Below are 22,599 nucleotides of genomic sequence, written 5' to 3' on the forward strand. Positions count from 1 at the left end.
GACGACGATCGATCGCATGAGCCAGCCCATCGATCTGCAGACCGTGCTCGACGGCTTCGACGCCGTGTGGAGCCCGCGCATCGTCGCGAACATCAACGACTACGACGTCCGCCTCGCCCGCTTCTCCGGCGAGCACGTGTGGCACGTCCACGAGAACACCGACGAGTTCTTCCTTGTCCTCGACGGCGAGATCCAGATCGGCCTGCGTGAGCCCGCGGGCGAGCGCGTGGTCACGCTGTCGCGCGGCTCCGTGTTCGTGGTCCCGCGCGGGACCTTCCACAAACCGTCGTCGAAGGAAGGCGCGGCCGTGCTGCTGGTGGAGCCCGCGGGCACGCTCTCGGTCGGCGACGAGCGACGAGGTGCCCGATCACGTGGACGTGACCGTCGGCCACCGCGTGGAAATCGCCTGATCACAGCTTCCAACAGCTGAGTTTCAGACTGAGACGGCGTACTCTGCCGTCCATGAAACGGACTTCCTTCGCGCAGTGGCCGTGCTCCATCGCGCGGACCATGGACCTGCTCGGGGACTGGTGGACGCCGCTCGTGCTGCGCGACGCGTTCTACGGCGTCACGCGCTTCGATGAGTTCCAGCAGGCGCTCGGCATCGCGCGCAACACCCTCGCCGACCGGCTGCGCCGGCTGGTCGACGAGGGGCTGCTGGAGAAGGTCGCGTACCAGACCGAGCCGGTGCGCTACGACTACGTGCTCACCGACAAGGGCAAGGACTTCTTCGGGGTCCTCACCGCGATGACGGCGTGGGGGGACCGCTGGCTCGCCGGCGAGGCCGGCCCGCCGATCACGACGCACCACGAGAAGTGCGGCCACGACACCCACGCCGAGGTCGTCTGCGCGCACTGCGGCGAGCCGCTCACGGCCGAGGACACGCGGATGCGCCGCGGCCCCGGCTTCCCCGAGAAGATCGCGCACCGGCCCGACGTCGAGGCGCGCTTCGCGAAGCAGGAAGCCGCGCGCTGAGTCGACCTCGCGTTGACACGAGGGTCTCATTACGAAACTATCGTGGTCAGAGGCATCTTGACGGTCGAAGCTGAGGAGGCGCACCACGATGGAGTGGACCGGCGCGCGGTACGCGGACAAGCCCACGGCCGAGGCGGCCACGTGGATCGACGGCGCGCCCGAGGCGGTGTGGCCGTTCGTGGCCGACGTGCAGCGCATGCCCGAGATGAGCTCGGAGCTCCAGCGCGTCGAGTGGTGCGGCGGGGCGACCGGCCCGAAGCTCGGCGGCTCCTTCGTGGGCTACAGCAAGCACGACGCGCTCGGCGAGTGGTCGACGACGTCGTTCATCGTCGAGTGCGAGGAGCCGCGCGTATTCGCGTGGGCGGTGGCGGACCCGGAGACGCCCACGGCGACCTGGCGCTTCACGCTCGAGCCCGAGAACGGCGGCACGAAGCTCACGCAGTGGATGCAGATGGGGCCGGCGCGATCGGGTCTGTCGTTCGCCATCGACCGCATGCCGGACAAGGAACAGAAGATCGTTTTCGTGCGCATGCGCGAGTTCGAGAACGCGATGATCGCCACCGTCGCCGCGATCAAGGACCGCGTCGAGGCGGCGCGCTGATGCGCACCGCGACCACGGTCGAAGGGTCGGCCGGCTGGGCGGAGACGCTGGAGTTCGTGCTGGAGGCCGAAAAGCTCGGTCTCGACGTGTGCTGGGTCGCCGAAGCGTGGGGTTCCGACGCGCCGTCGGTGCTCGGCTTCCTGGCCGGGCGCACTTCGCGGCTGCAGCTCGGCTCCGGGATCATGCAGGTCGGCGTGCGCACGCCGGTCGCGGTGGCGCAGGCAGCGCTGACACTCGCCGAAATGTCCGGCGGCCGGTTTTCACTCGGCCTCGGACCGAGCGGGCCGCAGGTGATGGAAGGGCTGCACGGCGTGCCGTTCGCGAAGCCGCTCACGCGGATGCGCGAGACGGTGGAGATCGTGCGCAGCGCGTTCGCGGGGGAGAAGGTCTCCTTTTCCGGCAAGGCTTTCGAGATCCCGCTGCCCGGCGAGGCGCGGCCGATGCGGCTCTCGTCCAAACCCAATGAAGACATCCCCATTTACCTGGCGACGCTGTCGCCGAAGATGCTGGAGCTCACCGGCGAGGTCGCCGACGGCTGGCTGGGCACCAGCTTCGTGCCCGAAGGCGCGGCGGCGTACTTCAGCCACCTCGATGCCGGCCTCGCCAAGTCCGGCCGCGTGCGGAGCGACCTCGACGTGTGCCAGGGCGCGGAAGTCGCCTTCGCCTCCGACGAGGACGAGCTGCGTGCGATGGTGGGCTCTCGGAAGAAGGAACTAGCGTTTTCCTTGGGCGGCATGGGTTCCGCGAGCACCAACTTCTACAACGACGCCTACAGCCGCCAGGGCTGGGCCGAGGTCGCCGCGGAGGTCCGCGACCGCTGGCAGTCCGGCGACCGCGACGGCGCCGCTTCCCTGGTGACGGACGAGATGGTCCTGGGCACCACGCTCATCGGCACCGAGGACATGGTGCGCGCCCGGCTGCGCGTCTGGCGCGACGCCGGCGTCGACACGGTGCGCCTCTATCCGTCAGGCGATTCGCTCGACGCTCAGCTGGCCACGCTCGGCCGCGCGCTGGAGCTGGTGCGGCAGGTGGGTTGATCGTTCGGTTTGTCTGCGCGACCCGGCCGTCTCCGGGATAGTGGGGCTCCCCGAACGAGGAGCCCTCCGATGCGCAAGATCGTGTCCACGTTGTTCGTGTCGCTCGACGGCGTCGTCGAGGCGCCGGACCGCTGGTCGCTGTCGCACTGGACGCCCGAGCTCGAACGCATCGTCGGCGCCGGCTTGTCTGACGCCGACGCGATGCTGCTGGGCCGCGTGACCTACGAGGGGTTCGCCGAAGCGTGGCCCGGCCGCGCGGACGACCCCGGCGCGGAGTTCCTGAACAACGTCCGCAAGTACGTCGCGTCCACCACGCTCACCGCCGTCGGCTGGCAGCACAGCACCTTGCTGCCGCGCGACCTCGAACCCGCGCTCCGCGACCTCAAGGCCGCCCCCGGCGGCACCATCCTCACCAGCGGCAGCGCGACGCTCGTGCGCTGGCTGCTCGCCCGCGGCCTCGTCGACGAGCTGGTCCTCCTGCAACACCCCGTCGTCGTCGGCACCGGCCGCCGCCTGTTCCCGGCCGACGGCCCGCACCTGGACTTCGCGCTGGAGCGGTCGCAGGTGTTCGGCAACGGCGTGGTGCAGCTCGTCTACCGTCCGGCCGAACCGCGCGCGTGATTTCGCGGCGCACGGCTCGGCTTTGGTCGCACTCGCCCGGCACCGCCCCAGCGCCTCAATGCGGCATTGGGTGCGTTGAGCGCACCGAACGCCGCATTGGGTGCGTTGAGCGCACCGAACGCCGCATTGGGGCGCTCGGTGCGGCCCGATGCGACCGCGGGGGTGAGGCGCGGCTAGTTCACCTGCCGGTCCTGGCCCTCCCAGAACGGCTTGCGCAGCTTGAACTTCTGGATCTTCCCCGTCGCCGTGCGGGGGAGCTCGTCGAGGAAGTCCACGCGCTTCGGGCACTTGTAGCCGGCCAGGTGCCGGCGGCAGTGCGTGATCAGGTCCTCGGCCGTCACGGGGGTGCCGTCGGTGACCACCAGAGCCGTGACGAGCTCGCCCCACTTTGTGTCCGGGATGCCGATCACGGCGGCCTCGCGCACGGCCGGGTGGGAGTTCAGGGCGTCTTCCACCTCGATGGACGACACGTTCTCGCCGCCGGTGATGATCACGTCCTTCTTGCGGTCGGCGATGGAGAGGTAACCGTCCTCGAAGCGGCCACCGTCGCCGGTGTGGAACCAGTTGCCCGCCTGCACGCGGGCGGTTTCGTCCGGGTTCTCCCAGTAGCCCTCGAGGTTCATGTTCGACTGGACGAGCACCTCGCCGTCGTTGTCGATCGACACGCGCACGCCCAGCGCCGGCGCGCCCGCGCGGCCCAGGAGCTTGGCCTGCTCGTGGGTGTCGAGGTCCGCCCACTCCGAGCGGAAGCGGTTGACCGTGAGCAGCGGCGACGTCTCGGTGAGGCCGTAGATCTGGATGAACTCCCAGCCCAGCTCGGCGCGCACGCGTTCGATGGTGCGGGTGGGCGGCGGCGCGCCCGCCACGACGATCCGCACGCGGTCTCGGCCGGGTATCTCGCCGTCCCACTTCGCGGCGCCGTCGAGCGCCGCGGTGACCACGGCGGGTGCGGCGCACATGATCGTGACGCCGTGTTCCTCGACGCGGCGCAGGATCTCGGTGCCGTCGACCTTGCGCAGCACGATGTGCCGGGCGCCGAGGCCGGTGACGCCGTAGGGCATGCCCCAGCCGTTGCAGTGGAACATCGGGAGGGTGTGCAGCAGCACGTCGTTGTCGTTGAGCGTGGTGTGCAAGGCGAACGTGGTGGCGTTGAGCCAGAGGTTGCGGTGCGTCAGCTGCACGCCCTTGGGCCGCGCCGTGGTGCCCGAGGTGTAGTTGAGCGTGGCGGTGGCCGATTCGTCGGGCTGCCACGGCCGCGGGTCGCCGTCGCCGCCGAAGATCTGCTCGTCGTGCTCGCCGAGCACGAACACGTGCTTCGCGGTGACAGAGTCGAGCAGCGGTTTGAGCTCCGGGTCGATCATCACGACGTCGGCGCCCGAGTGCTCCACGATGTAGCGCACCTCCGCCGGCGCGAGGCGGAAGTTCACCGGCACCAGGATGCGGCCCCAGCCCGAAACCCCGAAGAACGACGTGAGCAGCCGAGCCGAGTTGTGCGAGACGATCGCGACGCGGCCGCCGACGGGCACGCCCAGCGCGTCGAGGTTGGCGGCCTGCGCGCGGGCCCGCCGGGCCAGCTCGCGGTAGGTGATCGCGCCCCACGAGGCGGCGGGCTGGTCGGGTTCGTCCACCACTGCGATCCGGTCCGGGTACACCGTTTCCGCGCGGTCGAGGAAATCGCGGACAGCGAGGTCGTAGAACACGTGCCGATCCCTTCGCGTCGAACGGGCAGCGCTGCCCGTGCGGCGATGATGCCCCCGCGGTGTCCACCCGGCCACCCCACAAAGAGGGTGCTCAGCCGAGCAGACCGGCCGCGCGGGCCCGGTTCACCGCCTGGATCCGGTTGCTGACGTCGAGCTTGCGCATGGCGTGTTTGAGGTACGACTTGACCGTGTTGGGCAGCAGCCCGAGCCGCTCGGAGATCTCGTCGTTGGTGCAGCCCTCGCTCACGAGCCGCAGCACGTCGAGCTCGCGCGGCGACAGCGTGATCCCCGGCGGTGCCTCGGCCGGACGCAGGCGTTCGCACACTTCGAGCAGCCGCGCGCGGGCCTCGTCGTCGTGCATCGAACCGGCGATCGCGAGGAGCTCGGCGCGCAGGTCGTGGTGCTCGCCCAGCGGCGGTGCCGCCACGCGGCGCCGGACTTCTTCCTCGACCTCGATGTCCCGCTCCAGCCGCGCGACGACAGCGCTCGCCGCGCGCAGGATCCGGTCGCCGAAGGTGATCGAGTCACGCGTCGCCGCATACAGAACCGCGCGCGTCGACGCGCCTACGCGCACCGGCAGGGCGACCATCGCCCGCAGCCGCTCCGGCGCGACGGCGCGGTCGTACTTGTGCGTGATGCCCTGCGCGTTGAGGTAGTCGATGACCGTCGACGGCCGCCCGAGCGCCACAGCCTTGCCGCCCAGCCCGGCGCCGGTGTCGACGCGGAGGTGCTGCAGCGAGCCCGTGGCCGTGCCGCGCAGCTGGTCGATCACGAGGGTCCGCGAGCCCGCCGACACGGGCCCGCCCATCGCGACCGGCAGCCCGGTCGCGCGCTGGAGCGCCTGCAGCGCGCCGGCGACCAGGGGGCTGGCCGTCAGCGCGAGCCTGCCCGATGGCGTCATGGGCACCGTCCCTGGACCTGTCTCGCTTGACCTGCGGCTTTCGGCTTTGCCGAGGCGTCCACCGTACGTGAAACGTCGCGTTCGGACTACCGGTGTGGTTCCGTGGTGCGGTGAACTTCGACTCCGTCGCCGACGACCTCTACGCGGGCGAGCCCGCCGACTTCGTCGCGTCGCGCACCGCCGCGGCCCGTGCGGCCAAGAAGGCGGGCGACGCCGAGCTCGCCAGCCGCATCCAGGCGCTGCGCAAGCCGACAACCGCGGCCTTCTTCGTCAACCGGCTGGCGCGGGACGGCTCTTCGGCGCTGGAGGAGCTGGCCGAGCTGGGCGACCGGCTGCGGGCCGCCCACGCGAGCCTCGCCGGTGAGCAGCTGCGAGAGCTGGCGCAACGGCGGGCCGAGCTGGTGCGCGGGGTCCTGCGCGACGCTCCGGACCTGAGCGACTCCGTCGCGCGTGAGGTGGAGGAGACGCTGGAGACGGTAGTGGCGGACCCGGACGTCGCACGGCTCGTGCTGGCCGGGCGGCTGACGTCGGTGGCGCACCAGGATGCGGATCAGTGGCTGTCGTTGCCCGCTGGGTCGGGTCCGCGGAAGAAGAAGGCCGCTCCAGCTCCGGCTCTCGCTTCGGCTCCGGCTCCGGCTCCGGCCAAGAAATCCGCGAAGAAGCCCGCGCCGGCCAAGGAAAAGTCCCGGCCTGAAAAGTCCGAAGAGGACCGCGAACGCGAACGCGCCGCCCGGGAAGAATGGCAACGCAAGGCTTCCGCCGCGACCCGCGAACGCGCGGAAGCCTCACGAACCCTTGTCCGCACTGAACGCATCGCCGAGCAGGCCGACGCCCGCGTGGCCGAACTGCGCGAACGCCTCGCCGAAGCCGAAGAACGTGCCACCCGCGCGGCCAAGGACCTTTCGACGGCACGGGCGGCGTTCGACAAGGCCGACGAGGCCGTGCGGGAGTTCACGCACAACGGCACTTCGACTAGCCGCCGTCGATAGGTCTGTCGGCGCATTTCGGCGAGCCGCCGGTAACCCCTCAACGGGTTCAGCTCCAGCACTGGAACCCGACGTGGTCGGCGCGACGGCCGGCGCGCCGACGCTCGACGGCTCGGCGGGTGGGTCAGCCCGTAGCCCACGTGGCGGCCCCAGCCGGCGCGGATCTGCTCGACCGGATCGGCCTCCGCGCGGTTTTTGTCGGTGCTCTCCACATACTGGGTGAAGCCGAAGTTGACCACCGCGACGAGCAGCTCCTGCTTGCTGCCGAAGCGGTGGTACAGCGTCGTAACGAATGTAGCGCTTGATGGAGGGAGAAGCGGATGCCGCTGGCCGACGAGATGCTCAACGACGCGGTCGTCAGGGGGCTGCTCGCGTCGATGAAGGCGGCGGCGGCGGGCGTCGCGTTCGGGGAGCTCCGCCGGGTCCGTCTGGGTGGCCTGGGCCTGCGGCAACGCACCGACGCCGTGCGCGACGCGTTGCTGGCCGACCTGCCGGGCGGCTACCGCGAGCTGGAAGACGTGGTGCGGCGGGCGCTGGCCGACGAGTCGTTCTCCGGCTGGATGATCTGGCCCGTCTCGGAGGCGGCTTCGGCGCGGGCTCTGGCGGACGGCGGGCCGGTCGCGTTCGACGCGGCATTGGATCTGCTCGCTGCCTTGACCCCTCGGCTCACTGCGGAGTTCGCCATCCGGCCGCTGCTCGACGCGGATCTCGACCGGGCGCTGCCGAAGGTGCTGACCTGGACTTCCGACCCGTCCGAGCACGTCCGCCGCCTGGCGTCGGAGGGCACGCGGCCGCTGCTGCCGTGGGCGCGCCGGGTGGGTGCGATCACCGCCCGGCCGGGCGTCACGGCGCCGATCCTCGACGCGCTGCACGGCGACTCGTCGGCGTACGTGCGGCGTTCGGTCGCCAACCACCTCAACGACGTGAGCCGCGCGCGTCCCGAGGTGGCGGTGGCCGCCGCGGGCCGGTGGATGAGCGCTTCCGAGGAGAAGCAGACGCTGCAGCTCGTCCGCCACGGCCTGCGCACCCTGATCAAACAAGGCGACCCGGGTGCGTTGGCGCTCCTCGGCTTCCCGCCACCGGCCGGCATCACCTTCGACGGTCTCGTGCTCTCGGCGCCTTCGGTGTCCATCGGCGGCGAACTGGGCTTCACCGGCACGCTGCGCAACACGGGCGACTCCCCGGTGAACCTGGTCGTCGACTACGTCGTGCACCACCGCAAGGCCAACGGCACCACCACACCGAAGGTCTTCAAGCTCACCACCCGCGTCCTTGATCCGGGCGCCGAGCTGCTCCTGGACCGCGCCCACTCGTTCCGCGTCATCACCACCCGCGTCTACCACCCGGGCGCGCACGCGTTGGAGATCCAGGTGAACGGAACTTCGTTGGGGAAGGCGGATTTCGAGCTGCTGGCCTGAAGTCCACTGTGGAGGATCAGTGGCGCAGTAAATACCGCAGCATCAACGTTCCGTCCTGCTCCAGCACCGAAGCCAAGTCGAGCCGCGCGGGGTCGATGGCATCGCCGAAGGTCGGGCGGGGGGCCCTGCCCGCGACGAGGAAGGGGGAGAGCGTGAGCCGGAACTCGTCGACCGCGTCGGCGGCGAGCAGGGAGGCGAACAGGTGCGGGCCGCCCTCGCAGTCGATGCGGGTGAGGCCGCGGGCGGCGAGGGTGTCGACGGCGGAGCGAAGGTCGACGGTGTCCGTGCCGGCCACGAGCACGTCGGCGCCGGCGGCGGTCCAGGCGGCGCGCAGGTCGGGGTCGGTGGCGGCGTGGGTGATGACGATGGTGGGCACGAGCGCGTTGGTGATCACCGGGGCGTCCGGGCGCAGCGAGCCACCGCCGGTGACGACGGCGACCGGTGGAATCGGGGCGAGACCGTGACGGCGGCGCCGCTCGGCGGAGTGCTCGTCGGGGCGCATGCCCTGGAAGCCCTCGATCAGGGCGGTGCCCGCGCCGACCAGCACGACGTCGGCGAGGTCGTTGCCCAAGCGGTAGATCACGCGGTCGGCGGGCGTGGACAGCGAGGCCGAGCGGCCGTCGACCGTGACGGCACCGTCGGTGCTCGACACGAAGTTCACCACGAGCCACTTTTCGGGCGCGCGGTAGGCGTAGAGCGCCTCGAGGTCGGCCTCGGCCAGGTCGCGGGTGCCCGGGAAGATCTCACGCATCAGACGGACCTCACCACGTGCGCGGGCGGGCGCGTGCCCGCGATACTGGCCACCATCTCGGCCACCTGCCGAGTCTCCACGACCTGGTGGGCGCGGAACATCGCGGCCCCGTGCAGCGCCGCGACGGCCGTGGCCGCGAGCGTGCCGATCACGCGCTCGCCGACGGGCACGTCGAGCGTCTCGCCGATCACGTCCTTGTTCGACAGCGCCATCAGCACCGGCCAGCCCGTGTCCACGAGCGCCTGCGTGTGTCGCATCAGCTCCAGCGACTGGTAGGAGTTCTTGCCGAAGTCGATGCAGGGGTCGATCATGATCCCCTCACGCGGCACCCCGCGCTCCAGCGCGCGCTTCGCGAGCTCCGTGGTGCCGTCGATCACGGCGCCGACCACGTCGTCGTACACCGGCTTCACGGCTTCGGTGCGCGGCGTGAGGCCGTTGGTGTGGGAGCAGATGTACCCCGCGCCGTGCTGGGCCGCGACGTCGAGGATCTCCGGCTCGAAGGCCGCCCAGTTGTCGTTCACGATGTCGGCGCCGGCGCGGCAGACGGCGTCGGCGACCTCGGCGCGGTAGGTGTCGACGCTGATCACGAGGTCCGGGTACGTCTCGCGCGCCCACTCGACCGTCGGCACCACGCGGGCGATCTCCTCGGCCGCGGTGACCTCGGGGCCCTTGCCGGCGGGCACGCCGCCGATGTCGATGAGGTCGGCGCCCTCGGCGCACGCGCGGCGGATGGCGTCCTGCGCGCGGGTCTCGAGGTAGGTCGCGCCGTTGTCGTAGAACGAATCGGGGGTGCGGTTGATGATGGCCATCACCAGCGCGCGATCGCTGGTGAGGCGGCGGCCTCGGAAGACGAGGTCGGGCGTGTGCATGGCTTCTCCCGTACCGGAACGTCGGTAACCGCGATCATAGGCGAGCGCGCGACGGTGATACGGCGGGCAGGTGGCGGGCAACACCGCCGAAGGCCACCTGCTCCCGGGCCGGCGACTTCAGGAGGCGAGCGCCTCGTTGATGGCGTGGAACTCGTGGGCGGTACGAGTGGCGGAGAATTCGATCACGGTGTAGTGCGCGAGGTGCTGGACGACGAGCGGGTCGGTGGCGAGCACGGCGTCCAGCTTGCCGCGCACACACGGACGGGTGAGGATGACCTGGTCGTGCTCGGTGTCCCCTTTTCCGGAAACCAGGAACAATCCGCGGGAGAAGTGCGTGCGCAGCCACTCCGCGTGTTCTGCCAGTGCGTAGTCGACTTCGTTTCGAGGCGCCGTGTAGGCGAGCAAGGCTATGTACATGTCTTCAGAGTAGAACTCACTCAGGGCGGTCGCATCCTCCTGCCGAGTGGCGACGCCCACGCGTTATCCCGGAATTGCAATGGGTTCTTTACGTACTCTTTTTTCGCGTTTTCCCAGTGGACGGCGTACGTAAATCTGCGTACGCGGGTGTCGACACCGAGCCGACGACGAAACGTTGTCACAGCACCAAACTGACGTCATGACTCAGCCGGTGATGGACGCCGTGAGCCGCATCTGGCGGGACGGCAGGCGCGCGGAACGCGTCGCGTACGTGGTGGGGGCGGTGCTCTTCGCGAGCGGCGTCGTGAACGCGGTGGTGCTGCTGGCCAGCGGCGGCACGTGGGTTGGGCCGGTGTCGCTGCGCAAAGCGGTCACGTTCGGGTTGTCGTTCGGTCTCACGCTGGCGTCGGTGGCGTGGGCGACGTCGTACCTCACGTTGCGGCCGCGGGCGCGCGCCGGGTTGCTGGGCGCGTTCCTCGCTGCGTGCGTGGCGGAGGTCCTGCTCGTGACGATGCAGGCGTGGCGAGGGGTCCCGTCGCATTTCAACTTCGAGACCGGCTTCGACACGGTGGTCTCGATGTCGCTCGCGGCCGGCGGCGGCGTGATCGTGGTGACGGCGCTGGGCTTCACGGCCGCGGCTTTCCGTTCGCCGGGCACTCTGCTGTCGGGAAAGCTGCTGTCGGGAAAGCCGGCGCCGAGCATGCTGGTCGCCGTGCGCTTCGGCCTGCTGGTGCTGATGGTCGCCCTCGCCACCGGCGCGGTGATGATCGCCCGCGGTGTCGTCGAGGCCAGGGGCGGGTCACCTGAGCTGGCCTACACCAGCGCGGGTTCGCTGAAACCGCTGCACGCCGTCGCGATGCACGCGATCCTCGTACTGCCCGGGCTGGCGTGGCTGCTGCGCTTCACCGCGTTGCCCGAGCGGGCCCGCCTGCGCGTCGTCTGGCTCGCCGTGGCCGCCGACGCCGTGCTCACCGCGGTGATCGGTATCGAGGCCTTCGCGGGAATTCCGCCGTTCGCCGCGCCTTGGTTCTTACTGGCGCTCTCGGCCTCGGCGTCTCTCGTTCTGGCCGGCACCGTTGTTTTTTCTTTGATTCGCGGGAAAAGCAGCGCCGGCTATTTCAGTGCAAGCAATCCCTGAACCGCTTCGACGAGCGTCCGCCGCCTCCCCGCGCGGGCGCTCGGCAGGTGCGGCCCCAGTTCCGGGTTGGTGCTGTGCCACGCCGCGGAAAGCGCTTGGATCAGCACGAGCAGCTGCACCGGCGAAAAGTGCCCGGAGATCTCGCCTTCGCGTTGCGCCCGCCCGATTTCCCGCAGCCGGACGTTGTTGACCTCGGTGATGGCCGCGAGGTGCTCGGCGTCCGACCGCTCGAGCCGGTACCACGTCGAGAGCCGCAATGTCTCGGGGTGCTCGTCGAAGTAGTCGAACGCCCGCCCGGTGTACCCGGCGAGATCCCCGGCGTCGAACGGCACCGCCTCGAAGAACGCCCCCGTCCGCTCATCGAACGCGGCGTCGAACAGCCCCTCCTTGCTACCGAAGTACGAGTAGATCATCGCCTTGTTGCACCCGGCCGCGGCGGCGATCCGGTCCACCCGCGCCCCCGCGATCCCGTATGCCGCGAACTCGCTGATCGCGGCTTCGAGCAGCCGCTGCTTCGTCTGTTCCGCGTCGCGCGCCATCCGGCGAGGGTACCAACCAACTGGTCGGTGAATTGGGATTCGTCGGCAGCCTTACGTGCTGCCGTCCGTAGCTCTTGGATCAGCTCGGCAAGGTGATCCGCTGTTTTCGCAGGTGAGAACCCTCGCGCTACGGTCGACTCATGGCAGGAATCGTCGTGATCGGGGCGGGGCCGGGGATCGGGGCGGCGGTCGCGCGGCGGTTCGCGCGGGAGGGGTTCGGCGTGGCGGCGGTGGCGCGGCGGCCCAAGGACCTCGGGGTCGGCGCCGTGACCCACCTGGCCGACGTGGGAGACGAGGAGTCTCTGCGTCGGGCGCTCGACGCGGTGAACGAAGACCAGGGGCTGCCCGACGCCGTGGTCTACAACGCCGCGGCCATCCGCCGAGACACGCCGGGGGAGCTCGCCGCGGAGGAGCACCTCGAGCTGTGGCGAGTCAACGTCCTCGGCGCCTACACCGCCGCAGCGCACCTCGCGCCCAAGATGGCCGAGCGCGGCCACGGGACTTTCCTCACCACCGGCGGCATGCCCGAGCCGAAAGCCGCCTACAGCAGCCTTTCGCTGGGCAAAGCCGGCCTCCGCACGGTGACGGCGCTGTTCGCCGAGCAGTACCCCACGCTGCACTTCGCCACGGTCACCGTCGGCGGCACCGTGGAGAAAGGCACGGCGTTCGACCCGGACGCCATCGCCGAGCACTACTGGCGCTTGCACACCCAGCGCGTCTGGGAGCGGGAAGTGCTGATCACGACCAGCCCCAGTCCTGCGTGAAACACCCCGCCAGATAAAGATCCACCCGATCCGCGAACCGCCCCAGATCCCGGCCCGTCAGCTCCGAGATCCGTGAGATCCGGTACCGCAGGGTGTTCACATGCAGGTGCAGCGCCCCCGCCGTCTGGGTCCATGAGCCGGAGTGCTCCAGAAACGCCTTCAAGGTCGCCAGAAGCTCCGAGCCGTGAGCGGCGTCGTAAGCGAGCACCGGCCCCAGCACCTTCTCGCCGAAAGATCGGCGCAGATCGTCAGGCACGGCGGCCAGCAGCAGCAGGTGCGACGCCACCTCGTCACCCGCCAGCACGGCTGCGCGGCCCGGCGAAAGGGCGGCCAGCGTGCGGGCGTGCCGCGCTTCCTGGAGGCCAGAGCGCAGGCCGGCCGCGTCGGGGGCGCGGCTGAGGCCCACGGACAGGCGAGCGGAGCCGAGGGCCGGTTCGACCGCGCGGACGGACTCGCGCAGGGTCTCGGCGAGGCGGCCGAGCCGGTCGTGGGCCGGGAACAGGCCGAAGGTCTCGCCGTCGACGGTGGCTACCAGCGTGGGGGTGGGGACCGAGGCCAGTAGCTCCTCCACCAGCACCTGGGTGAGGCCTGGACCACCGCCGTCGACTGCGGCCGAGAGGGTCACCAGCTGGGCCGACGGCGGGAAGTCCAGTGCCGCGAGCCGCGCGGACAGCGAGGCCGGGAAAGCGTCGTCGGAGAGGGCCAAGCGCAGCAGAGGCTCGGCCGCCCGGTTCTCGATGCGCTTGGCTTCGTCGACGCGGGAGCGCTCCAGCCCGATCAACGGCGCCAGCTCCAGCGCGAGTTCGCGCCGGGCCGAAGCCCATCGTCCGATGTCGCCGGAGGCCACCAGGAACCAGCTCGCCACGCGGTGGCCCGAGCGGCTGGCGGCGGCGAGCAAAGTGACGGGGCCGTCGTCGCCGGGCACGGTCAACGGCAGGCGTTCGGCGCGCAGGAAACGCCGGGCCAGCACAGAACGCCGTGCATCGGAAGGCGGCGAGCCCGTGCCGGCGATCAGCCGGCCGGTCGCGCTCAGCACCCAGCAGTCCACGTCCAGCTCGGCGGCGCCCGCGGAAACCAGGGCGGGAAGACCAACGCCGCTGGTCACGGCGGCGACCAGCCGCCGGTGCGAGTCGTGCGCGGGGGCGGAACGCTCGGCGGCCAGGCCCAGGATCACGCGCTCGGTCACCGTCGCGAAGGACACCGACAGCGGCACCTCGAACAGCGGCAGCCCGACCCGCCGGCACGACTCCACGAGGTGCTCGGGCACCGGCCCGCCGACCTCCGCCGTCCCGGCACCCAGCGCGACGACGCCGGCCGCCGCCAGCACGCCGACGAAATCCTCGGCCTCGACCGGCCCGGGCAGCCAGCGCATGCCACACAGCACGATCTCCCCGCCGCTGAGGTACCGCGTCGGGTCCTGCAGCGTCGCCTGGAAAACGCGCCCGAACTCGCGATCCAGCGCCGACTCGCCGGTGAGCAGGGTCAGCCCGAGCTCCGGCGTGTCCAGCAGCGCACCCAGCCGCACGCGGCACCTCCTTCCGGCTCAAGTAGCGCACACGCCGAGGCCGCCGTCGTTTGGAGGAACCTACGAAAAACCACCCTCGACGCCCACCCGGTTTCGGTGGATCTGCCGTGGTCCGCGCCACGTCGCGGCGTGTGTACTGACCGACGAGCGAAGGGAAGGAACACCATGGCGATCGTTCTGGGCGACAACCGCTACGGAAAGGCGGAGAACCGGGTCGTGCGCGTCGACCGCGAAGGCGACGAGCACCGGATCACCGACCTCAACGTCAGCGTTTCGCTGTCCGGCGACATGAGCGACACCCACCTCACCGGCGCCAACGACAAGGTGCTGGCCACCGACACGCAGAAGAACACGGTGTTCGCGTTCGCCCGTGATGGCGTCGGCGAGATCGAGGACTACGCGCTGCGCCTCGCGCGCCACTTCGTCACCTCGCAGGAGAGCATCCACGGCGCCCGCGTCCGTGTGGAGTCGTACCCGTGGCAGCGGCTGACGGTCGGCGGGCAGCCCGCCCACCACTCGTTCGCCCGCTCGGGCGGCGGCACCCGCACCACGACCGTGCACTACGACGGCGAGCAGGCCTGGGTGCTCGGCGGCGTCGAGGACCTCACGGTGCTCAACACCACCGGCTCGGAGTTCTGGGGTTTCCCTCGCGATGGCTACACGACGCTGCCGGAGACCAAGGACCGCATCCTCGCCACGGCCGTCAACGCGAGCTGGCGCTTCGCCGGCGATGACGTCGACTGGGCGGGCGCGTACGACACGGCCCTGGCCTCGCTGCTCGACGCCTTTGGCGGAACACACAGCCAGTCGCTGCAGCAGACGCTCTACGCGATGGGTTCGCGCGTGCTCGAGACCGTGCCCGAGATCGTCGAGGTGCGCCTGTCGCTGCCGAACAAGCACCATTTCCTCACCGACCTGTCGCCGTTCGGTCTCGACAATCCCGGTGCGATCTTCCACGCCGCCGACCGGCCCTACGGGCTGATCGAGGGCACCGTGCTGCGCGACGACGCGCCGGCCGCCGGGCCGGCCTGGTCCTGAGCAACAGACGGAGACGGAGGCCGAAGTGGAGTTCCTGCGCCCGACCACGCTCGCCGAGGCCCTCGAGGCCAAGGCGGCGCACCCCGACGCCGTGCCGATCGCGGGCGGCACCGACGTGATGGTGGAGATCAACTTCGACCACCGCCGCCCGTCGGCACTGCTCGACCTCAACGGCGTCGGCGAGCTGTACGGCTACGACGTCGAGGAAGGCCGGCTCCGGATCGCCGCCGCGACGCCGTACACGCGGATCATCGCGGAGCTGGGCGACCGGCTGCCCGGTCTCGCGATGGCGGCCCGCACGGTGGGCTCGCCGCAGATCCGCAACCGCGGCAGCGTCGGCGGCAACCTCGGTGCCGCGTCGCCCGCGGGTGACGCGCACCCGGCGCTGCTCGCTGCCGGCGCGGAAGTGGAGATCGCGTCGACGCGCGGCACCCGGCGCGTGACGGCGAAGGATTTCTACGTCGGCGTGAAGCGAAATGTGCTCGAAGAAGACGAGCTGATCACGGCCGTCCACTTGGCACCGGCGAGCGGGCCGCAGCAGTTCAGCAAGGTGGGGACTCGCAACGCGATGGTGATCGCGGTCTGCGCGTTCGGCCTCGCGGTGCACCCGGCCGAACGCCGCGTGGGCACGGGCGTCGGCTCGGCCGCCCCGACGCCGCGCCGCGCGTTCGACGCCGAGGAGTTCCTCGCGGGCGAGCTGGCGGCCGACGACCAGTGGGACCGGCCGCGCGCGCTCGCCGACTCGGTGAAACGCCGCTTCGGCGAGCTGGTGGCCACCGCGGCCGCGCCGATCGACGACGTGCGTGGCAGCGCCGACTACCGCCGTCACGCGTTGTCGGTGCTGGCGCGGCGGACGCTCGGCTGGGCCTGGACCGAATACTGCGGAGGGAGGCGCACGGAATGCGCGTGAACGTGATCGTCAACGGCGAGCCGCGCCAGGCGGACAACGTCTGGGAAGGCGAAAGCCTGCTCTACGTGCTGCGCGAACGGCTCGGCCTCGCCGGCTCGAAGAACGCGTGCGAGCAGGGCGAGTGCGGCTCGTGCACGGTGTACCTCGACGGCGTGCCGGCGTGTGCCTGCCTGGTCGCGGCCGGGCAGGCCGAGGGGCGCGAGGTGCGTACGGTCGAAGGGCTCGCCGATGGCGAGCAGCTGGACCCGATCCAGGAGTCCTTCGTGGAGTGCGGGGCCGTCCAATGTGGCTTCTGCACGCCCGGGCTCCTGGTGACTGCCCACGATCTCGTGGCGCGCACCGAAAAACCGAGCGACGCCGAGATCCGCGAGGCCCTGGCCGGGAACCTGTGCCGCTGCACCGGGTACGAGAAGATCCTCGACGCGGTCCGGCTCGCGGCTGCGCGGAAGGAGCACGCATGACGCGCCCGGCCCCGGCCCGGTCGCCGCAGGAGCCGGCCGACACCGTCACCGGCGGCATCGGCACGAGCCCGCTGCGGCCCGACGGCACGCTCAAGGTGCGCGGCGAGTTCGCGTACTCCTCGGACCTGTGGCACGAGGACATGCTGTGGGGCGCCACGTTGCGCAGCCCGCATCCGCACGCGCGGATCGTGCGCCTCGACGTCTCCCGCGCCTTGGCGCAGCCCGGTGTCCACGCGGTGCTGACGCACGAGGACGTGCCCGGCGAGAACCTCTACGGCCTCAAGTACCAGGACACGCCGGCGCTGGCCGAGGACCGCGTGCGCTACCAGGGCGAGCCGGTGGCGATCCTCGCGGCCGACCACCCGGAGATCGCGCGGCAGGCGCTCAAGCACATCGTGGTCGAGTACGAGGTGCTCGAACCGGTCACCGACCCCGAGCGTGCGGCCCACGACGAAACCCTGCCGAAGCTGCACCCCGGCGGGAACCTCGTGCGCTACCAACGGATCGTCAAAGGCGACCCGGAAACGAAGGCCGACGTGGTCGTGTCCGGCGTCTACGAGATCGGCATGCAGGACCAGGCGTTCCTCGGTCCGGAGTCCGGCCTCGCCGTGCCCGACGACGACGGCGGCGTGGACCTCTACCTCGCCACGCAGTGGCTGCACGTGGACCAGAAGCAGACCGCGCGGGCACTCGGCCTGCCGCCGGAGAAGGTGCGGCTGACGCTCAGCGGCGTCGGCGGCGCGTTCGGCGGGCGCGAGGACCTGTCGATGCAGATCCACTCGTGCCTGCTCGCGCTGCGCACCGGGCGGCCGGTGAAGATGGTCTACAACCGCGAGGAGTCGTTCTTCGGCCACGTGCACCGGCACCCGGCGAAGATGTACTACGAGCACGGCGCCACGCGCGAAGGCGATCTCGTGTACGTCCGCGCCCGGCTGTACTTCGACGGCGGCGCGTATGCGTCGAAGACGCCCGTGGTGGTCGGCAACGGCACCACGCTGTCCGTCGGCCCGTACAACGTGCCCAACGCGAAGATCGAGGGCTGGGGCGTGTACAGCAACAACCCGACGTGCGGCGCCATGCGCGGCCTCGGCGCGGTGCAGCCGACGTACGCGTACGAGTCCCAAATGGACAAACTCGCCGCGGCGCTCGGCATGGACCCGGCGGACCTGCGGATCCGCAACGCGATGAGCGAGGGCTCCACGAACGTCACCGGTCAGCTCGTCGACTTCCCGGCTCCCGTGGCCGAGCTGATCCAGCGGCTGAAGGACATGCCGTTGCCGCCGGAACGGGGTGAAGACGCGGACATCCGCGACCTGCCCGGCGGAGCGTCCAATGTGACCCACGGCGAAGGCGTGGTGCGTGGGGTCGGCTACGGCGTGACCATCAAGAACATCTCCTACGCGGAGGGCCTCGACGACTACTCGACCGCCCGCGTGCGGCTGCAGGTGCTCGGCGGCGAGCCGGTGGCGATGGTGCACACGGCCGCCGCCGAGGTGGGGCAGGGGCTCGTGACGCTGCAGCAGCAGATCGCGCGCACCGAGCTCGGCGTGCCGCGCGTGACCGTGCACCCGGCCGACACGAGCGTCGGCGATGCGGGGTCGAGCTCGGCTTCGCGGCAGACGTACGTGACCGGGGGTGCCGTGCGCAACGCGTGCCGAGCGGTGGCCGACGCGGTGTATTCGCTGGCCGAACGCCGGCTGGGCCGCTCCGCGACCGGGATGTCGCTGGCCGGCGGCAAGATCGTGGCCGCCGACGGTGAGGTCGTCGCGTCGCTTGTGGACCTTCTCGGCGAGGAGATCGTCGAGGAGACGCGGGAGTTCCACCACCGCAAGACGTATCCGCTCGACCCGGAGACCGGCCAGGGCGACGCCCACGTGCAGTACGGCTTCTCGGCGCACCGCGCCGTGGTGGACGTCGACGTGGAGCTGGGCTTGGTCAAGGTCGTGCAGCTCGACTGCGCGCAGGACGTGGGCAAGGCCATGAACCCCGACGCGGTGATCGGTCAGATCCAGGGCGGCTCGGCGCAGGGCCTCGGCCTGGCCGTGATGGAGGAGATCCAGGTGGTGGACGGGAAGGTGCGCAACCCGTCGTTCACCGACTACCTCATCCCGACCGTGCTGGACATGCCGCCGATGCGCATCGCCGTGCTGGAGCGGCCCGACCCGCACGCGCCCTACGGTGTGCGCGGCGTCGGCGAACCGCCCACGATCTCCTCGACGCCGGCGGTCGCCAACGCCATCCGCGCGGCGACGGGCCTCGAACTGCCGCGGGTCCCGATCCGGCCCGAGCACATCACCGGTACTTGAAAACGTTGGGAGAACAAGCGAAATGACTCTGTCCATCGACGCCGAACGCGAGTGGCTCGCCGAAAGCGTGCGCATCGCGACCCGCAACGTCGCCGACGGCGGCGGCCCGTTCGGCGCGCTCGTCGCGAAGGACGGCGAGATCATCGCGACCGGGGTCAACCGCGTCACGCCCTCGCTCGACCCGACCGCCCACGCCGAGGTGGTCGCGATCCGCGCGGCCTGCCAGGCGCTCGGCACGTTCAAGCTCACCGGCTGCGTGCTCGTGTCCTCGTGCGAACCGTGCCCGATGTGCCTGGCCTCGGCGCTGTGGGCGCGGGTGGACCGCGTGGTCTTCGCGGCCGACCGCCACGACGCGGCCAAAGCCGGGTTCGACGACCGCGCGTTCTACGAACTGTTCGAAAAGCCCCGCGAAACCTGGGAAGTACCCGTTTCCCGGCTGTCCCTCAAGGACGGTTTCGCCCCGTTCGACGCCTGGCTGGACCGGCCGGACCGCGTCGACTACTAGGCGCTCGGGCCGGCGGTTCTCCCCGGTCCGGCCCCGTTTCGCCCGACACCGGAAGCCCGTACCCGGGCACATCCCGGTGCTGACCGGAGCACCACAAAAAAACAACTCGTCAGGCTCACCACGCCCCGCCGACTGCGGAGCGCGGTCGAGCACACCCACCGGCAAGGGGACGACGCATGACCCAGGTACACATCGACGACGCTGTGACCCCGGCTCCAGGACCAGCTCGCAAGTCCATCACGGACAGACTGTTCGACATCACGGCCCGGCGCACGACCGTGGGCCGCGAGGTGCGCGGCGGTATCACCACGTTCGTCGCGATGGCCTACATCGTGCTGCTCAACCCGCTCATCCTCGGCGCTTCCGCCGACATCACCGGCGCGAAACTCAGCGCCGCCCAGGTCACCACGGCCACCGCGCTGGCGGCCGCGGTGATGACCATCCTCATGGGACTCGTCGGCAACGCGCCCCTCGCGCTGGCCGCGGGGCTCGGGATCAACGGCATCGTCGCGTTCCAGATGGCGCCGGCGATGACGTGGCCGCAGGCTTTCGGACTCGTGGTGCTCGAAGGCGTCTGCATCGTGCTGATGGCCGTGAGCGGGATCCGGGAACGGATCATGAACGCGATCCCGGCGCCGCTCAAGATGGCGATCACCGTCGGCATCGGGCTCTACATCGCGCTCGTCGGCCTGGTCAGCGCCGGGTTCGTCACGCGGACGCCGGACTCGGCCGAGTCCACTGTGCCCGTTCGGCTCGGCTTCGACGGGCACCTGGATGGCTGGCCGATCGCGGTGTTCTGCTTCGGCCTGCTGCTGATGACGGTGCTGATGTCGCGCAAAGTCCCGGGCGCGGTGCTGATCAGCATCGCGGTGTCCACTGTGCTCGCCGTGGTGCTGCACGACGGGTTGAGCGTGGGTAACTGGGGCCTGACGACCCCGACATTGCCCAGCCACGTGGTGGCGGTACCCGATTTCGGGCTGCTGGGCCACATCGACCTGTTCGGCGGCTTCGCTTCAGCGGGTGCGTTGACCGCGACGATCTTCCTGTTCACCCTCGTGCTCTCCGGCTTCTTCGACGCGATGGGCACGATCACCAGCGTGTCGGCGGAGGCCGGGCTGTCGAAGGACGGCCGCGTGCCGCGGATGGGCCGGATCCTGTTCGTCGACGGCGCGGGCGCGATCGCCGGCGGTCTCTCGGGTTCCTCGCCCAACACCGTGTTCCTCGAATCGGCGGCCGGCGTGGGCGAGGGCGCCCGGACCGGGCTCGCGAGCGTGGTCACCGGCGCGCTGTTCGCCGCGACGCTGCTGTTCACGCCGATCGCGGGCATCGTCCCGGCGCAGGCCGCGGCGCCGGCGCTCGTGGTGATCGGCGGGATGATGGTGGCGCAGTGCCGCAACATCCCTTGGCAGGACAGTGATTACACGATCCCGGTGTTCCTCACGGTCGGGCTGATCCCGTTCACGTACTCCATCACCAACGGCGTCGGCGCGGGTCTGATCGCGTTCGTGCTCATCAAGACGTGCAAGGGCAAGTGGCGCGAGGCCGGCTGGATCCTGACGGTGCTGGCGCTGGTGTTCACCGTCTACTTCGGAATCGACGTCGTCAAGGCCGTATTGTAGCTCGTACGAAGGGACTTGCTGTGACCCTGATGTTCCTCAACGGCGGCGCCATGCGCGGCGAACCGCTGCACCACCTGCTCGACGGCGCCCCTCTTGTCGCCTCGACGACCACCGCGCCGAAGTACCGCTTCTACTCCGTGGGCGGCCAGTGTCCGGCATTGGTCCCGGTCGCCCACGGTGGAGGGGCCGTGGCGGGCGAGGTGTACGAGGTGTCCCTGGACGCGCTGCGGGATCGAGTGCTGCCCGCGGAACCGCCCGAACTGGAGCTGGGCGTGATCGAGCTGGCGGACGGGAGTTCGGCGTTCGCGATGCTGCTGCGCCGGCCGCAGACGTCCCACGTGCAGCTGCGCGACATCACCGAGATCGGTGACTGGCGGGCGTTCCGGTCTCGGTCATGACGGTGCTGGTCGCGCCCGACAAGTTCAAGGGTTCGCTCACGGCGGCGCAGGTCGCTTCGGCGGTCGCCGCCGGTTTGCTCGCGGTGTCCCGCGACGAGCCGGTGGTCGAGCTCCCGGTGGCCGACGGCGGCGACGGCACGGTGGCTGCCGCCGTCGCCGCCGGGTTCCGCCGGGTGCCGGTGCGTGTGTCCGGGCCGACGGGGCGGCGCATCACGGCGTTCTTCGCGCTGCGGGGGGAGGTTGCCGTGGTGGAGCTGGCGGAGGCTTCCGGGCTGCATCGGCTGCCGGGCGGGTTGCCGGCGCCGCTGACCGCGTCGAGTTACGGCACGGGGGAGCTGATCGCGGCGGCCCGCGCGGCCGGCGCTTCGCGGATCGTGCTGGGCGTCGGCGGGAGTGCGTGCACGGATGGTGGCGCCGGGATGCTGACGGCACTGGGGGCACGGGTACTGGATTCTTCCGGCACTGCGGTGCCTTCGGGCGGGATCGGTCTGGATTCCGTGTCTACTGTGGACTTATCTCGGGTGTCCGCTGTGGACATCGAGCTGGCGTGTGACGTGGACAACCCGCTGCTGGGTCCTTCGGGCGCGGCGGCGGTGTATGGGCCGCAGAAGGGCGCGAGCCCTTCGGACGTTGCTGTGCTCGAGGCCGGGCTGCGCCAGTGGGCTTCGGTGCTGGGCCCTTCGTCCGCCTCGGCCCCGGGCGCCGGCGCGGCGGGCGGCGTGGGCTTCGCGGCGCTGGCGGCGCTGGGCGCTCGGATGCGGCCGGGGATTTCGCTGCTGCTCGACCTCCTGGGCTTCTCCGCAGCGGTCCGCGACGCCCGCCTCGTCATCACCGGCGAGGGCTCCCTGGACACCCAGTCCCTGCACGGCAAGGCCCCCGTCGGTGTCCTGCGTGCGGCCATGGGCGCGGGCGTCCCGACGGTCGCCGTGGCGGGCCGCTGCCTGCTGCCCCCGGCCGATTGGCGCGCGGCCGGCTTCACCGCCGTCCACGCCCTCACGGACCTCGAACCGGACCCGTCGCGTTGCATGACGAACGCGGCGCCATTGCTGCGCCGCCTCGCGGAACGCCTGGCCCGCGACCACGCCGCGGCGGCCTAGCTCCGCCGCCGGCCGCCGTTCCG

General features: G+C 70.9%; 23 protein-coding genes and 1 pseudogene. 17 read left to right on the forward strand and 7 right to left on the reverse strand.

Annotation, left to right across the window (positions count from 1 at the left end; translation table 11 throughout):
- The first annotated feature begins 16 nt into the window (after nt 1-16).
- From QRX50_RS17420 to QRX50_RS17440, 5 genes and pseudogenes are all read left to right on the forward strand, one after another.
- Nucleotides 17-410, forward strand: a pseudogene (locus tag QRX50_RS17420) (cupin domain-containing protein).
- 52 nt (nt 411-462) lie between these two features.
- Nucleotides 463-975 (forward strand): winged helix-turn-helix transcriptional regulator, encoded by a 513-nt coding sequence (locus QRX50_RS17425; RefSeq protein WP_285972985.1) that lies wholly within the window; start codon nt 463-465, stop codon nt 973-975.
- A gap of 88 nt (nt 976-1,063) precedes the next feature.
- Nucleotides 1,064-1,576 (forward strand): SRPBCC family protein, encoded by a 513-nt coding sequence (locus QRX50_RS17430; protein WP_285972986.1) that lies wholly within the window; start codon nt 1,064-1,066, stop codon nt 1,574-1,576.
- Nucleotides 1,576-2,613, forward strand: coding sequence for an LLM class flavin-dependent oxidoreductase (locus QRX50_RS17435; RefSeq protein WP_285972987.1), 1,038 nt, complete (start codon nt 1,576-1,578; stop codon nt 2,611-2,613). Before QRX50_RS17430 ends, QRX50_RS17435 begins: the two co-directional genes overlap by 1 nt.
- 69 nt (nt 2,614-2,682) lie before the next feature.
- Nucleotides 2,683-3,234 carry a dihydrofolate reductase family protein gene (locus tag QRX50_RS17440; RefSeq protein ID WP_285972988.1) on the forward strand — a complete coding sequence of 184 codons (552 nt, stop codon included), beginning with the start codon at nt 2,683-2,685 and terminating at the stop codon, nt 3,232-3,234.
- A gap of 173 nt (nt 3,235-3,407) precedes the next feature.
- Here the strand turns inward: QRX50_RS17440 and QRX50_RS17445 are convergent, their stop codons facing one another.
- Entirely contained in the window at nt 3,408-4,934 is a 1,527-nt protein-coding gene (locus QRX50_RS17445) for an AMP-binding protein (protein ID WP_285972989.1), read from the reverse strand.
- 91 nt (nt 4,935-5,025) lie between these two features.
- Entirely contained in the window at nt 5,026-5,835 is an 810-nt protein-coding gene (locus QRX50_RS17450; protein ID WP_285972990.1) for a helix-turn-helix transcriptional regulator, read from the reverse strand.
- A 110-nt stretch (nt 5,836-5,945) separates the two neighbouring features.
- On the opposite strand from QRX50_RS17450, the gene QRX50_RS17455 reads away from it, so the two are divergent.
- Nucleotides 5,946-6,824, forward strand: a complete 879-nt coding sequence (locus QRX50_RS17455) for a hypothetical protein (RefSeq protein WP_285972991.1) — start codon at nt 5,946-5,948, stop codon at nt 6,822-6,824.
- 317 nt (nt 6,825-7,141) lie between these two features.
- Nucleotides 7,142-8,239, forward strand: a complete 1,098-nt coding sequence (locus QRX50_RS17460) for a DNA alkylation repair protein (protein ID WP_285972992.1) — start codon at nt 7,142-7,144, stop codon at nt 8,237-8,239.
- A gap of 16 nt (nt 8,240-8,255) precedes the next feature.
- Here the strand turns inward: QRX50_RS17460 and QRX50_RS17465 are convergent, their stop codons facing one another.
- From QRX50_RS17465 to QRX50_RS17475, 3 genes are all read right to left on the reverse strand, one after another.
- Nucleotides 8,256-8,993: a pyrimidine reductase family protein gene (locus QRX50_RS17465; protein WP_434533347.1), complete on the reverse strand. Its 738-nt coding sequence runs from the start codon at nt 8,991-8,993 to the stop codon at nt 8,256-8,258.
- Complete coding sequence (gene folP, locus QRX50_RS17470; RefSeq protein ID WP_285972994.1) at nt 8,990-9,859, reverse strand: dihydropteroate synthase; 870 nt, start codon at nt 9,857-9,859, stop codon at nt 8,990-8,992. The genes QRX50_RS17465 and folP overlap by 4 nt, the downstream gene beginning before the upstream one ends.
- Nucleotides 9,860-9,976: 117 nt before the next feature.
- Nucleotides 9,977-10,276 carry a YciI family protein gene (locus tag QRX50_RS17475; RefSeq protein WP_285972995.1) on the reverse strand — a complete coding sequence of 100 codons (300 nt, stop codon included), beginning with the start codon at nt 10,274-10,276 and terminating at the stop codon, nt 9,977-9,979.
- Nucleotides 10,277-10,490: 214 nt separating this feature from the next.
- Here QRX50_RS17475 and QRX50_RS17480 point away from each other — a divergent pair, with 214 nt between their 5' ends.
- Nucleotides 10,491-11,414 (forward strand): hypothetical protein, encoded by a 924-nt coding sequence (locus tag QRX50_RS17480; protein WP_285974489.1) that lies wholly within the window; start codon nt 10,491-10,493, stop codon nt 11,412-11,414.
- Here the strand turns inward: QRX50_RS17480 and QRX50_RS17485 are convergent.
- Complete coding sequence (locus tag QRX50_RS17485) at nt 11,390-11,953, reverse strand: TetR family transcriptional regulator (RefSeq protein WP_285972996.1); 564 nt, start codon at nt 11,951-11,953, stop codon at nt 11,390-11,392. The two genes, QRX50_RS17480 and QRX50_RS17485, sit on opposite strands and share 25 nt — an antisense overlap.
- A gap of 140 nt (nt 11,954-12,093) precedes the next feature.
- Between QRX50_RS17485 and QRX50_RS17490 the strand changes: the two genes are divergently transcribed.
- Nucleotides 12,094-12,717, forward strand: a complete 624-nt coding sequence (locus tag QRX50_RS17490) for an SDR family NAD(P)-dependent oxidoreductase (RefSeq protein ID WP_285972997.1) — start codon at nt 12,094-12,096, stop codon at nt 12,715-12,717.
- Here QRX50_RS17490 and QRX50_RS17495 read toward each other — a convergent pair.
- The gene (locus tag QRX50_RS17495; protein ID WP_285972998.1) at nt 12,692-14,242 is read right to left on the reverse strand and encodes a helix-turn-helix domain-containing protein; all 1,551 of its coding nucleotides are present in this window, start codon (nt 14,240-14,242) and stop codon (nt 12,692-12,694) included. The two genes, QRX50_RS17490 and QRX50_RS17495, sit on opposite strands and share 26 nt — an antisense overlap.
- 165 nt (nt 14,243-14,407) lie before the next feature.
- Between QRX50_RS17495 and pucL the strand changes: the two genes are divergently transcribed.
- The 8 genes from pucL (at nt 14,408) to QRX50_RS17535 (ending at nt 22,576) form a co-directional block, all read left to right on the forward strand.
- Entirely contained in the window at nt 14,408-15,280 is an 873-nt protein-coding gene (pucL, locus tag QRX50_RS17500; protein WP_285972999.1) for a factor-independent urate hydroxylase, read from the forward strand.
- A 25-nt stretch (nt 15,281-15,305) separates the two neighbouring features.
- Nucleotides 15,306-16,190 (forward strand): FAD binding domain-containing protein, encoded by an 885-nt coding sequence (locus QRX50_RS17505; RefSeq protein WP_285973000.1) that lies wholly within the window; start codon nt 15,306-15,308, stop codon nt 16,188-16,190.
- Nucleotides 16,181-16,651 (forward strand): (2Fe-2S)-binding protein, encoded by a 471-nt coding sequence (locus QRX50_RS17510; protein WP_285973001.1) that lies wholly within the window; start codon nt 16,181-16,183, stop codon nt 16,649-16,651. Before QRX50_RS17505 ends, QRX50_RS17510 begins: the two co-directional genes overlap by 10 nt.
- Complete coding sequence (gene pucD, locus QRX50_RS17515) at nt 16,648-18,957, forward strand: xanthine dehydrogenase subunit D (protein WP_285973002.1); 2,310 nt, start codon at nt 16,648-16,650, stop codon at nt 18,955-18,957. The genes QRX50_RS17510 and pucD overlap by 4 nt, the downstream gene beginning before the upstream one ends.
- A gap of 22 nt (nt 18,958-18,979) precedes the next feature.
- On the forward strand, nt 18,980-19,462 hold the full coding sequence (locus QRX50_RS17520; protein WP_285973003.1) for a nucleoside deaminase: 483 nt from the start codon (nt 18,980-18,982) through the stop codon (nt 19,460-19,462).
- Nucleotides 19,463-19,638: 176 nt separating this feature from the next.
- Nucleotides 19,639-21,081: an NCS2 family permease gene (locus QRX50_RS17525; RefSeq protein ID WP_285973004.1), complete on the forward strand. Its 1,443-nt coding sequence runs from the start codon at nt 19,639-19,641 to the stop codon at nt 21,079-21,081.
- 20 nt (nt 21,082-21,101) lie between these two features.
- Nucleotides 21,102-21,479, forward strand: coding sequence for an allophanate hydrolase-related protein (locus tag QRX50_RS17530; RefSeq protein ID WP_285973005.1), 378 nt, complete (start codon nt 21,102-21,104; stop codon nt 21,477-21,479).
- The gene (locus tag QRX50_RS17535) at nt 21,476-22,576 is read left to right on the forward strand and encodes a glycerate kinase (RefSeq protein ID WP_285973006.1); all 1,101 of its coding nucleotides are present in this window, start codon (nt 21,476-21,478) and stop codon (nt 22,574-22,576) included. The genes QRX50_RS17530 and QRX50_RS17535 overlap by 4 nt, the downstream gene beginning before the upstream one ends.
- The last annotated feature ends 23 nt before the right edge of the window (nt 22,577-22,599 follow it).

Source organism: Amycolatopsis sp. 2-15 (assembly GCF_030285625.1).
Classification (GTDB): Bacteria; Actinomycetota; Actinomycetes; order Mycobacteriales; family Pseudonocardiaceae; genus Amycolatopsis; species Amycolatopsis carbonis.